Annotated in this window: 9 protein-coding genes; 7 read left to right on the top strand and 2 right to left on the bottom strand. The window is 61.4% G+C overall.

From position 1 onward, the window contains the following. The first annotated feature begins 1 nt into the window (after window position 1). The 4 genes from ABG996_RS04070 (at window position 2) to ABG996_RS04055 (ending at window position 5,178) form a co-directional block, all read left to right on the top strand. Window positions 2-844, top strand: coding sequence for a nucleotide exchange factor GrpE (locus ABG996_RS04070; protein ID WP_347478426.1), 843 nt, complete (start codon window positions 2-4; stop codon window positions 842-844). A 108-nt stretch (window positions 845-952) separates the two neighbouring features. After that, window positions 953-1,918: a DnaJ C-terminal domain-containing protein gene (locus ABG996_RS04065; RefSeq protein WP_347478427.1), complete on the top strand. Its 966-nt coding sequence runs from the start codon at window positions 953-955 to the stop codon at window positions 1,916-1,918. Between the two features lie 72 nt (window positions 1,919-1,990). Beyond that, window positions 1,991-2,407 carry a heat shock protein transcriptional repressor HspR gene (locus ABG996_RS04060; RefSeq protein WP_347478428.1) on the top strand — a complete coding sequence of 139 codons (417 nt, stop codon included), beginning with the start codon at window positions 1,991-1,993 and terminating at the stop codon, window positions 2,405-2,407. A 470-nt stretch (window positions 2,408-2,877) separates the two neighbouring features. After that, window positions 2,878-5,178, top strand: coding sequence for a hydratase (locus ABG996_RS04055; RefSeq protein ID WP_347478429.1), 2,301 nt, complete (start codon window positions 2,878-2,880; stop codon window positions 5,176-5,178). A gap of 465 nt (window positions 5,179-5,643) precedes the next feature. Here ABG996_RS04055 and ABG996_RS04050 read toward each other — a convergent pair whose 3' ends face one another. Beyond that, window positions 5,644-6,312, bottom strand: coding sequence for a hypothetical protein (locus ABG996_RS04050; protein WP_195625028.1), 669 nt, complete (start codon window positions 6,310-6,312; stop codon window positions 5,644-5,646). 234 nt (window positions 6,313-6,546) lie between these two features. Between ABG996_RS04050 and ABG996_RS04045 the strand changes: the two genes are divergently transcribed. The 3 genes from ABG996_RS04045 (at window position 6,547) to ABG996_RS04035 (ending at window position 10,627) form a co-directional block, all read left to right on the top strand. After that, window positions 6,547-7,218, top strand: a complete 672-nt coding sequence (locus ABG996_RS04045) for a hypothetical protein (protein WP_347478430.1) — start codon at window positions 6,547-6,549, stop codon at window positions 7,216-7,218. A gap of 446 nt (window positions 7,219-7,664) precedes the next feature. After that, on the top strand, window positions 7,665-10,292 hold the full coding sequence (gene clpB / locus ABG996_RS04040) for an ATP-dependent chaperone ClpB (RefSeq protein ID WP_347478431.1): 2,628 nt from the start codon (window positions 7,665-7,667) through the stop codon (window positions 10,290-10,292). A 131-nt stretch (window positions 10,293-10,423) separates the two neighbouring features. Beyond that, window positions 10,424-10,627 carry a hypothetical protein gene (locus ABG996_RS04035; protein ID WP_347478432.1) on the top strand — a complete coding sequence of 68 codons (204 nt, stop codon included), beginning with the start codon at window positions 10,424-10,426 and terminating at the stop codon, window positions 10,625-10,627. Between the two features lie 131 nt (window positions 10,628-10,758). Here ABG996_RS04035 and ABG996_RS04030 read toward each other — a convergent pair whose 3' ends face one another. Next, window positions 10,759-12,261 (bottom strand): hypothetical protein, encoded by a 1,503-nt coding sequence (locus ABG996_RS04030; protein WP_347478433.1) that lies wholly within the window; start codon window positions 12,259-12,261, stop codon window positions 10,759-10,761. Window positions 12,262-12,339: the final 78 nt, after the last annotated feature.

The raw sequence follows: 12,339 nt of genomic DNA, 5'->3' as shown, positions 1-12,339 counted from the left end.
CATGTCCGCTCGTAAAGCTCGCACGGAGGCGGCTGCCGCTGGCGCCGCCCCCGTTGACTCTGAGGAGAAGGACGTGAAGATTCCCGTAGAGGCCGCAGACGATACCGAGGTCAACGAGGCCCCGGCCGCCGAGGCTGCCGAGAACCAGGTAGAGGATTCCAACAAGGAGGCGACGATGACCGAGGACGAGATGGTGGAAGCCGCTATCCGCGCCGGTGAAGAAGCCGCCGACAACGACTTTAAGCTCAAGTTCGAGCAGGCTCAGAAAGAGCTTGCCGACGTGCGCAATAAGCTCGATGCTGCGGCAGAGGCTCAGAAGGCCGCCGAGGACAAGGCAAAGGACGCCACCGAGCGTACCGCCCGTCTGCAGGCCGACTGGGAGAACTTCCGTCGCCGCACCGCCAACGAGCGCATTGCCGAGCGCGAGCGCGCGACCGAGAAGCTTGTCACCGCGCTGTTGCCGGTGATTGACGATATCGAGCGCGCGATCGACCATGCCCGCAGTCAAGAGATTTCCGACGACTTTAAGCAGTTCGTCGATGGCGTTGACGCGGTACATGCCAAGCTGCTCGACGTGTTTGCGCATGAGGGCGTTGAGCCCATCGACCCCAAGGGCGAGGCGTTCGATCCGCTCGAGCACCAGGCTGTGGGTCGCGTCGAGGACGCATCGCAGTATGACGAGACCGTCAACGACGTATACCAGAAGGGCTACCGCATGGCGGATCGTATTCTGCGTTCCGCGATGGTGACGGTGACCTACGGCGGCGAGAAGCGCCCCGCACCGGAGCCCGAAGCGGCACCCGAGGATGCTACGGCCGACACGGCCGAGAGCACCGAGGAGTAATTGAGAAGGGCCCCGGGGCAACACCCGGGGCCCTTTCTGGCCTAGTGCCATATGACAGCATGAGCCGTCGTCTGCATGGGCGGCGGACGTAACAGGAGAGGAGCTACGATGGCTGCAGGCAAAACCTTCTATGACATCCTGGGCGTATCCAAGAGCGCCTCCGACAAAGAGATTAAGAGCGCGTTTCGCAAGCTCGCGCAAAAATATCACCCCGATGCCGGCGGCGACGAGGCCAAGTTCAAGGAGATCAGCGAGGCCTACGAAACGCTTTCGGACGAGAAGAAGCGCAAAGAGTACGACCAGATGCTCATGTTTGGCGGCATGCCGGGCGCGGGCGGCGCGTATGGTGGCGGCTACGGTGCCGGCGCGGGCGCCAGCGGCTGGGGCGATATCTTCGACAGCATCTTTAGCGGCAACGGCGCCTGGGGCAGCGACTGGGGCTCGGGCTTTGCCGGGGCTGCAGGTAATGCCGGTGCCGGCGCGGGTCGCAGCCGCGCGCGCAAGGGCGGCGACTTGTCGCTGACCGTCGATGTGACGGCCGAGGACGCGTTTCGCGGCGTGACGCACAAGGTCACCTATCGCATTCCCTCGACGGGCGAGCAGCAGACCATTACGGTCTCGGTTCCCGCGGGCGCGGTCGACGGCGGCAAGCTACGCTACAAGCGTTGCGGCGAGTACGGCGTTGCCGGCGGCGAGCGCGGCGACCTGGTCGTGACCACGCACGTGGAGGAGCATCCGCTGTTTAAGCGCAAAGGTGCCGACGTGACCATGGAGGTACCGGTCTCGGTCTATGAGGCGGCGCTCGGCTGCACGGTGGACGTGCCCACGCCCGGCGGTGCGACTGTTCGTCTGAAGGTGCCCGCGGGTACCCAGACGGGCAAGAAATTCCGCTTTAAAGAGATGGGCGCGCCCGACGTTAAGCACCGTGGCCGTACGGGCGCGCTGCTCGTCGAGATCAAGGTGCAGGTTCCCACGAACCTGTCTGATGACGAGCGCGATGCCATGACCAGGCTGCGCGAGGCCGACACGCGCGACTATCGCGAGAAGGTCAATCGTTACAAGGCGACGTACTAGGGCGGTTGCGGCGCACGCCCACGCCCGCGGGCTTATGATGGACGATAACGAGACGGAAAGGGGTCAGGTAGCATGGCCGAGGACAATAGGAACAAACCGCTGTACATGATCAGCGTGGCGGCCGAGCTGACCGGCATGCATCCGCAGACTCTGCGCGTCTACGAGTCCAAGGGCCTGGTGAACCCCCAGCGCTCGGGCGGCAACACGCGTCTGTATTCGCGTGCCGATATCGAGCGCCTGGAGCTCATCAACCAGCTGACCGACGAGGGTATCAACCTTGCCGGCGTGGTGCGTATCCTCGATATGAAGGAGCGCGCCGAGGAGCGCGAGCGCGAGAACGAAAAGCTCCGTGCTCGCGCGCGCCAGCTCGAGGACGAGCTGCACGAGTACAAGATGCAGAAGAAGATCACCGCCCTGGCCCCGCGCGACGGCTCGGTTAACCCCGAACAGGTCATGCGCAAGCTGCTGGGCGCCGGCGGGGATTTGTAGTTACGCGGGTTTACCAACCCGCGTAACCAGTTGACGCTGCAAGCCCGTCAGAGCGGCAATCTGCCTTTCAACTTCGGCGGCATGATCAAAAGATCAATGCCGCCTTGTTTCAAGGCACCTTGCTCGCTCTGGCGGGCTTTCGCTGTCCGCGCCAAAAAATCGGCGTTGCCATGGCCCGGATGCGGCACTTGGGGACGTTCCTCACTTTGGAAATACGGCCCGCTCGCTGTCCGTCCTCTACCTGCGGCGTTGCCTTGCTCCGGATGCGGTAGTCATGGGGGACGTTCTTAAATGACTAGTCGAAGGGACACTCTTACACCAAATCTGCCGGCCCTCGCCGGGCTCGTCCTTTACTTTACCGAGATAAAGTGAACGCGCAGATTCGTAACCCACTTGCAACCGTTCTATGGCACGATATTGAACGAATGTATGCTATGCGCCCAAATCTTTTGGGCAGAGTGGGAGACAGTATGGTCAAGCTGTACGAGGACGGCATCTACCTGCGCGGCGGCAGCGAGGTTGTGCCTGCGGCCGAGGCCGCCGAGCGCGGTATTACGCAGACGCCCGAGGATGCCAAGCGTGGCACCATCGCGTATTCGATCCTCCAGGCACACAATACGTCCGGAGATCCCGAGGCGCTCAAGATTCGCTTCGATGCCATGGCGAGCCATGACATCACCTTTGTCGGCATCATCCAGACGGCGCGCGCCTCGGGCATGGAGCAGTTTCCGCTGCCTTACGTGCTCACCAACTGCCATAACTCGCTGTGCGCCGTGGGCGGCACCATCAACGAGGACGACCACGTCTTTGGTCTCTCGGCTGCTAAGAAGTACGGCGGTATCTTCGTTCCGCCGCACATCGCCGTCATCCACTCCTTTATGCGTGAGAACTTCGCCGGTTGCGGCAAGATGATCTTGGGTTCCGACTCGCACACCCGCTACGGCGCCCTGGGCACCATGGCCGTGGGCGAGGGCGGCGGCGAGTTGGCCAAACAGCTGCTGCGCGACACCTACGACGTTGCCTATCCCGGCGTCGTCGCCATCTACCTCACGGGCGCCCCACGCCCCGGCGTCGGCCCGCACGACGTGGCGCTCGCCATCATCCGCGCCGTCTTTGCCAAGGGCTACGTCAAGAACAAGGTCATGGAGTTTGTGGGCCCGGGCATCGCGAGCATGACGACCGATTACCGCAACGGCGTCGATGTCATGACCACCGAGACCACCTGCCTGTCGAGCATTTGGGCCACCGACGAGGACACACACGCGTTTTTGACCATGCACGGCCGCGGCGACGACTACCGCGAGCTCAAGCCCGCCGATGTCGCCTACTATGACGGCTGCGTCGAGGTCGACCTGTCGAGCATCAAGCCCATGATCGCGCTGCCGTTCCATCCTTCCAACGGCTTCGAGATTGACGAGCTCAACGAGAACCTCGAGGACATCCTGCATGAGGTGGAGCTCGAGGCTGCCAAGATCGGCGAGGGCAAGACGCACTTTAGCCTGCTCGACAAGATCGTCGACGGCAAGCTGCACGTGCAGCAGGGCGTTATCGCCGGCTGCTCGGGCGGCAACTACGACTCCGTGGTCCAGGCTGCCCGCGTGCTCAAGGGCGCCAACACCGGCTGCGGCGAGTTCTCGCTGTCGGTCTATCCCACGAGCCAGCCCGTGGCGCTCGAGCTCACGCGTCGCGGCTATATCTACGACCTTATGGAGGCCGGCGCAATCGTGCGCACGGCGTTCTGCGGCCCGTGCTTCGGTGCCGGCGACACGCCCGCCAACAACGGCCTGTCCATCCGCCACACCACGCGCAACTTCCCCAACCGCGAGGGTTCCAAGCCGGGTAATGGCCAGCTGAGCGCCGTGGCCCTGATGGACGCCCGCTCCATTGCGGCGACGGCTGCCAACGGCGGCATCCTGACGCCGGCGACCGACCTGCCCGAGGAGACTTGGGACGAGGCCTGCGAGTACACCTTTGACGACGCGCCGTACAAAAAGCGCGTGTACTGGGGCTTTGGCAAGGCGGAGCCGGCCGACGAGCTGGTCGAGGGCCCCAACATCAAGCCGTGGCCCGCGATGGAGCCCCTCGGCGACGATATCCTGCTCAAGGTGTGCTCCAAGATCATGGACCCGGTCACCACGACCGACGAGCTCATTCCTTCGGGCGAGACGAGTTCCTTCCGCTCCAACCCGCTGGGCTTGGCTGAGTTTACGCTCAGCCGCCGTGACCCGGCCTACGTGGGTCGTTCCAAGGAAGTCGACGCCGTGGAGAAGCGCCGCGTGGCCGGCGAGGCCGCAGGCGACCTGGCGGCGCTCGATGCCGAGCTTGCCGGCGTGTTTGAGGCACTGGCCGGCGCGGGTGTCGCGGCCGATGCCAAGGCGACCGAGTATGGCTCCATGCTCTATGCCAAGAAGCCCGGTGACGGTTCTGCCCGCGAGCAGGCCGCGAGCTGCCAGCGCGTGATTGGCGGTCTGGCCAACATCGTCCACGAGTACGCCACCAAGCGCTATCGCTCCAACGTGATGAACTGGGGCATGGTGCCCTTCCAGATGGAGGCCGAGCCCAACTTTGAGGTGGGCGACTACGTCTTTGTGCCGGGTATCCGCGCCGCGCTCGATGGCGACCTAAAGGACATCGCCGCCTACGTGGTGCGCGCCGACGGTGCGGTCGAGCAGATTAAGCTCTACATTGCCGATATGACGGCGGAGGAGCGTGCCATCGTCAAGGCCGGCTGCCTGATCAACTACAACAAGTTCAAGGCCGCTGCCGAGTAACCCTGCTGTACGCCCCGGCCACACCTTTCCCTCGTGCTCACGCGCTTCGCGAGGGTCGCCCGAGGGAAAGGTGTGGCCGGGGCTACCGCGACGTTTTCGTTGGGTCTTGAGGGACGCTAATAAATAGACCTGCTTGATGCCGCCTCTGTTAATGGGGCGGCTTCTTTTTGTCGAAAACCACCACATTGGGAACAGGCACCTTTGTGGTGGTCCGCGGTTTGTCTCGTTCTGTAACAGGTAGACCCTTATTTGCCGAGTAGTTGTTACAGATTTAGATAAACGGGAACTGCTGAACATTTCGTCTCGATCTGTAACATCTGAGGTCCAAAACGGCAGCTAGATGTTACAGATCGAGATGGTGAACGCCGGGGCCGAAGATCATCACAAAGGCTCCTGTCCCCTTTGTGGTGGTGGGGGCGAGCTCGATGTTGCCGTGCTCGTTGAACGACATTCTAATGAGCGTCTCTACAGAATTTCATCCGGGCTGGCGGGTTTGGTTGTTTTGGGGATGCCGAGTTTGGATGACGCGAAATCGTCAACATTGTCCTTAATTCCGTCTTTGGTGTAGACAGTGACCATATAGGTGCTGTGTCCGAATTCGCCTTTGTCGCGTGTTGCCCAGGCATCCCAGTAGGCGGCCCCGTTTCGCCCTTTGATTTTTCCGACACGGCGGAGTTCTGTTCGCTTTAATTTCTGGTTGCTATAGATGGTTCGACCGGTCTCCTCGGTGAGCCCGCACTGTCCAAGCATCTTGTCGAGGACTTGGTTCATGTGGCGCTCATCGGTGTTTGGTGCGTAGTCGTAGGCGAGGGTGATGGAGTCGAGTGGCTGGTCGTCGATTAGATAGTTTAGCGCCTGAGGTTCAAGGCAGAAATAGGGGGAGCATCCGTCGACCTTGCCGAGCAACGGTAACTTGGACTGCCAACTTCCGGTGGGAATTGCATATTCGTAGAACACGCCACGGCAGACAAAGGAGAGCGAGGTGGCACGCGAGCCGGCGTCGATCATCCCGCAAAGATCGAAGGGCGAGGCGATACCAAAAGAAAAGGGCGTGATGACGATAAGGAAGAGCATCACGATGGGTATGGCGAGAATGGCGATGACGTTACGACCGGTGGAATGAGACGGCTTCACATGCGCTCCTCGAGACAAAGATCTGTTGAGGATAGGCAGAAATGGATATGTTCAGAGAACAATTCAAGTTTAATCTCATGGCGCGAGATGGTCGACCGTTAGCGTCGAAAACCACCACAAAGGTGCCTGTCCCCTTTGTGGTGGTGAGGAGCGCGCGGCTTCTTTTGGTAATAGTGTTAGCTGGCGGTATCATTAGTGCAGGTGGCGAAGGTTTGCATTGTGGGGTGTTTTGCCGTGAGCCGTTCTGCCCGTATTGGATTGATTGTCTTGGCGCTTGCGATCGCTGTGGTTGGCGCGGGCGCTGTCGGTATGGCATTTCTACCTGCTGCGGTGACGGAGCCGGTGGTCAAGCCTGTGACTCAATCTGTCGAACTTCTGACCGGCGACGACAAGCCCGAGGCCATTACCGTTGATTTTGATGAGCAGCCGGCTGTGCTGGGTATTAGCAATTATCCGCGTATTCAGCTTGGGGCCATGCGCTATACCACGGATACAAGCCTGATCGATAGGGCGTCCGAGCTACTCAAGGGCAAAACATTTAAGCGTTGGTACGGATATGCGTCCTATCGGGCAAAAGCGAACGACATGGTTGGCGGATGCCACTCTTCCATCGAGCTGGACACTGCAAACGACGCCAAGTTATGTGATGTCTCGTACGATCCGGGCTACGAGGGCAATGAGGGTCCGGGCATCTACATCATGGACGGCGATGTCGCCTATGTCATGGAGGGCGACCAGACCGAACTCAACGATTTTATGGGTCAGTGTATCCAAGATGCCTATAAACAGACCTGCTTGCCTGACCCGCAGACTGCACGCGATAGTGGGTCTGCCCGTACATGGCTGTTCGAGGATGAGATGCCCTGGACCGTCGAATCGGGAAGTACGGGTTCGGCGAAGGAGTAGAGACCTCGACCACCACAAAGGTGCCTGCCCTCTTTGTGGTGGTTTTCGGTCTGTCTCGATCTGTAACATCTTGGCCGCTAAAAGTGGGGCTGGTGTTACAGATTTAGATTTTCGATTCAGGTGTCTTCTGTTCGTCTCGATTTGTAACAGATAGAGCTCTATTTGCCGAGTAGATGTTACAGATTGAGACAAACGGGTGCCGCTGAACAATTCGTCTCGATCTGTAACATCTGGAGCCAGAAACGGTCGATAGATGTTACAGATTGAGACGGTAGCGCACCTGTGCGGCGGCGGGCCGACATCTTTACCCCTATCCCTCAATCACTCAGAAAATCTTATATATAGAGACTTAGATTTATGTATAAGATCGCGCAAAGCTGGCAACAATACTTCTCGAACAACGTGAAGCCGCCCCGTAGGGCGGCCGCCCCAAGAGAGGTGATTCCATGAGAATCGATAAGCTAGCAATGACGTCGCGCGAGGCGCTGCAGACCGCCATGAGCACGGCTGCCGATGCGCAGGCCGGCGCGGTGGAGCCGATCCACCTGCTGTCTGCCCTGCTCGGTGCCGGCGAGCGCAATATCTCCGTGATTATCGAGCGCATCGGTGCCGACCCAGCTCAGCTCGCACGTTCCACACAGGATGCCATCGACCACGCGCCCAAGGTTTCGGGCGAGGGTCAGCAGATGGGTCTTTCCAATGAGCTTGTCCGCGTCATCGAGAAGGCCGAGAAGAAGGCCACCAAGATGGGCGACAGCTTTGTGGTGACCGAGCATCTGCTGATGGCACTTGCCGAGGACAAGGGCGAGGCGGGCCGCGTTCTGCGCGACGCAGGCGTCACCAAGGAGCGCATCGAGCAGGTCTACGAGGAGCTGCGTGGCGATGACCGCGTGACGTCTGCCGAGGACAAGACCCAGTTTGAGGCGTTGGAGCAGTACGGTCGCAACATCTGCGATCTGGCCCGCGCCGGCAAGCTCGACCCGGTCATCGGCCGTACCGACGAGATCCGCCGTACCATTCAGGTCCTGTCCCGCCGCACCAAGAACAACCCCGTGCTCATCGGCGAGCCGGGCGTGGGCAAGACGGCCATCGTCGAGGGCATCGCCCAACGTATCGTGGCCGGCGACGTGCCGAGCACCCTGCGCGACCGCGACCTCATCGAGCTCGACATGAGCGCGCTGGTCGCCGGCGCCAAGTACCGCGGCGAGTTCGAGGACCGCTTGAAGGCCGTGCTCAAGGAAGTGCAAAAGTCCGAGGGCAAGGTCATCCTGTTCATCGATGAGCTCCACACCATCGTGGGCGCGGGTGCCACCGAGGGCTCCATGGACGCCGGCAACATCCTCAAGCCGGCGCTCGCCCGTGGCGACCTGCACGCGATCGGCGCGACCACGCTCGATGAATATCGCAAGTACATCGAGAAGGACGCGGCGCTTGCCCGTCGTTTCCAGACCGTTATGGTGAGCGAGCCTACCGTCGAGGACACCATCTCGATTCTGCGTGGCCTCAAGGAGAAGTACGAGATCTTCCACGGCGTGCATATCACCGATAGCGCGCTCGTGGCGGCTGCCGACCTCTCCGATCGCTACATCGCCGACCGTTTCCTGCCCGACAAGGCCATCGACCTGGTCGATGAGGCCGCAAGCCGCCTGCGCATGGAGCTCGACAGCATGCCGGTCGAGATTGACGCCACCACGCGTCAGCTCACCCAGCTGCAGATCGAGGAGCAGGCGCTCATGAAGGAAACTGACGACGCCTCCAAGGAGCGTCTGGAGGCCCTGCGCCAGGAGATTGCCGAGGTTCAGGAAAAGCTCAACGTGCAAAAGGCCGGCTGGCTCAACCAGAAGAACGCCATCGACCACGTGCAGGAGCTCAAGGGCCAGCTTGACGAGGCCAAGAGCGAAGAGGAGCGCGCGACGCGCAACGGCGACCTGGGCCGTGCGTCCGAGCTGCGCTACTCCGTGATTCCGGGCCTGCAGCAGCAGATTCAGGATTCCGAGGCCGCGCTCGAGGCACAAAAGCAGCAGGACGGCGAGGGCCTCAACGAACAGGTGACCTCCGATGAGATCGCCGAGGTCGTGAGCGCCTGGACCGGCGTGCCCGTCTCCAAGATGATGCAGGGTGAGCTCGACAAGCTGAAGGGCCTGGAGGGCGAGCTGCATAAGCGCGTCATCGGCCAGGACGAGGCCGTCTCCGCTGTGGCCGCGGCCGTGCGTCGCAGCCGTGCGGGTCTCTCCGATCCGGACAAGCCCATCGGCAGCTTCTTCTTCCTGGGCCCCACCGGCGTGGGCAAGACCGAGCTCGCCAAGGCGCTTGCCGAGTGCCTGTTCGATGACGAGCGCGCACTCGTGCGTATCGACATGTCCGAGTACATGGAGAAGTTCAGCGTCCAGCGTCTGATCGGTGCGCCCCCGGGATACGTGGGCTACGACGAGGGCGGCCAGCTCACCGAGGCCGTGCGCCGTCGTCCGTACTCCGTGATCTTGCTCGACGAGATGGAGAAGGCCCATCCAGATGTCTTTAACGTGCTGCTACAGGTGCTTGACGACGGCCGTCTGACCGACGGCCAGGGTCGCCAGGTGTCCTTCAAGAACACGATCATTATCATGACGTCTAACGTGGGCTCCAAGGCTATCGCCGAGCTTTCCGGCAAGGACGAGGAGGAGATGCGCCATCAGGTCGACGCGGCCATGGCTCAGACCTTCCGCCCCGAGTTCCTCAACCGTATCGATGATATCGTGGTGTTCCATCCGCTCGGCATGGCGCAGATCGAGAAGATCGTCGACATCCAGCTCGCCGACGTCCGCGCGCGTCTGGCCAAGGAGCGCATGACGCTTGCCATCACCCCGGCGGCCAAGCAGATGCTCGCCGTGGGCGGCCTGGACCCGGTCTTTGGCGCCCGTCCGCTCAAGCGTCTGGTTCAGCGCGAGGTCGTGGATGCCATCGCCGCCGCTATCATCGACGGCACGGTGCGCGAGGGCGATCAGGTGACGGTCGATGTCGACAAGAACGGCGGCTTTACCGTCGTGTGCGACAATACGCCGGCGGCCACCTACGAGGTCCCCGACGCCGAGTAGATTTTGGGCATGCCTTAAAATCTGCCTTTTGAGCCGAACGCCAAGGGCGGCGGATCCGATTGGGTCCGCCGCCCTTTTTCGTGCGACAATCGATAGTGTTGAACGTGAGCACATGGCAAGGAGCTATGCAGATGAAAGACGAGAACAAGACGACCGCACCGGTGGCTGAGGCGGCGCCCGCCGCACCGGTCGCACCGAAGGCTTCTCCCAAACCCGCGCCCAAGCCACGCGACCCCTATATCCGCGCCGAGAACGAGGACGATGACGGTTACGATCCCTACAGCGATCGCCGCCCCGAGCGCGAGCCGCTGTTCGAAGCCGACCCCTGGCGCTAAGTACCACCCAAAAGGCCACGAATAAGTTGCGGTGAAATAGGGATTGTTTTGCGGTTTGACCAGCAAAAACAGTCCCTATTTCACCGCAACTGCGTTAGGGATGGGGTGTTGGGCGGCTGTCTTCGGGCCGGCTAGTCCTGGGATTTGATGCTCGGCAGGAGAATCTGGGCGAGGTAGTCGGTCTCGAGTTTGGTCGCGGCGTCGGCCTTGCCGTCTTTACCGACCAGGTCGTTTTTGATCTGGCTGTATGTGTAGCGGTTGCCGGTCGTGAGCTCGACAAGCTCAATCGCCGTATCCATGGGGTAGGTCGACACGGGGTTCTGCGTGTGTCCATTAACGGTTTGCGGAATCACGTACGGATAGACAGGGCCGCTGGCGTAGACGGTGTAGCCGTTGCCTAGGCTGACCGTGCCCAAAACCGTATCGCCGTCGTCGGGCGTAAAGGTCTCGCCATCGCGCACCGCGACGAGCGTCACGAGCGGTGTGTTGGTGTCGCCGTCCAGATAAATGCACAGCGTGTTGCCGTTCTGCCAGGTTGCGACCTTGCCATACCACTCAACCGGAATATCGAGCTGATACAGGTTCGTCGCCTTGTGCCGAGCGTCGGCATCGCGGGCGGACTGAGCCTCGCTTGCGCTTACGGCGTTGGCAGCGGCATCGCGGCGCTTAATTGCCACCTGCTGGAGTATCTTTGCCGCGGCGGCAGAGCTCGCGCCGCCTTCTTCGGCGTACTTGGCGGCGGCATCGATCTGGTCGTCGGTCACCGTGTCGGCTGAGGGCACCTTAAGCTTAAAGGTGGCTTGAGCGCGCAGATCCTGCCCGTCATTCTTGACCGTAACCTGGGCCTTGGTGGTCGGGACGGTGTAGATGGTGCCGTCGGCCGCGATGGGGGAGGCGGCGATGGAGAACGTGTAATCGCCGGGCAGCAGCTTAATGCCGCGACCGTGCCCGTCAACGTAGAGCGTTTCGCTCACGGAAGAACCGTCGGAATCCTGCCCGCTCACCTGCACGGGAATCTTGGAGCCAGTTGAGCAGTCGAGGCCCGCGGCATGCACGCCAATCTGCACCGACATCATGGTATGGGCGTTTGCGGCAAGCACGGCGGCCTGCTCTTGCTGGTATCCGTTCCAAGCAGCATAGCCTGCGCCGCCGGCGACGAGCGCGACGGCCACAACGCCGGCAACCATCAGGTTGCGGCGCTTGGGCGACATCTTACGATGACGAACCTCGGCTTCGCGTGCCGAAGGAACGGACGGTAGGGGAATATCGCCCATGGCGATGGTCTCGTCCACGGCAGGCGCAGAGCCTAAGCCAGGGAGCTCGCGGGTCAGCGAATCTTCGGCCGGCAAGTTGTCGAGCAAGATGGTTTCCTCGCTCGTGTCGGATCCAGGCTGGTCGTCGGCCTCGCATTCGGATTCCTCGTGCCCCGCCTCGTCTTCGGCGGGCGCGACGCCATCGTCTTTTGCATCCCGATCATCGGGCTGCGCCTCGATTTCCGACTCATCCTGCACATCAACGCTCGAATCGTCAAACGCAACATCGTCAAGCGAAATCCGGTCTAGGCTCTCCAGGGCCTCGGCACACGCTTCTGCATCTTGGACCGCGTCCTCTTGGCCCGTCGTCTCATCTTTCATATATCCCCCAAGCTCAATATCGGGACAACACTGTACCCAAAAACGGGACCCTATAGAGCCGCCGCATGATTTGAAATC

Origin of the sequence: Collinsella aerofaciens, assembly GCF_039836695.1 — a bacterium.
Lineage (GTDB): Bacteria > Actinomycetota > Coriobacteriia > Coriobacteriales > Coriobacteriaceae > Collinsella > Collinsella aerofaciens_BD.
The sequence above is the reverse complement of the archived record's forward strand: the minus strand, read 5'-3'. Positions and strand labels throughout refer to the sequence as shown.

Coding starts and splice junctions, on each gene's coding strand:
- ABG996_RS04055 (WP_347478429.1), top strand. CDS start 2,878: ATGGTCAAGCTGTACGAGGACGGCATCTACCTGCGCGGCGGCAGCGAG.
- ABG996_RS04030 (WP_347478433.1), bottom strand. CDS start 12,261: ATGAAAGATGAGACGACGGGCCAAGAGGACGCGGTCCAAGATGCAGAA.
- ABG996_RS04070 (WP_347478426.1), top strand. CDS start 2: ATGTCCGCTCGTAAAGCTCGCACGGAGGCGGCTGCCGCTGGCGCCGCC.
- ABG996_RS04065 (WP_347478427.1), top strand. CDS start 953: ATGGCTGCAGGCAAAACCTTCTATGACATCCTGGGCGTATCCAAGAGC.
- ABG996_RS04060 (WP_347478428.1), top strand. CDS start 1,991: ATGGCCGAGGACAATAGGAACAAACCGCTGTACATGATCAGCGTGGCG.
- clpB (WP_347478431.1), top strand. CDS start 7,665: ATGAGAATCGATAAGCTAGCAATGACGTCGCGCGAGGCGCTGCAGACC.
- ABG996_RS04035 (WP_347478432.1), top strand. CDS start 10,424: ATGAAAGACGAGAACAAGACGACCGCACCGGTGGCTGAGGCGGCGCCC.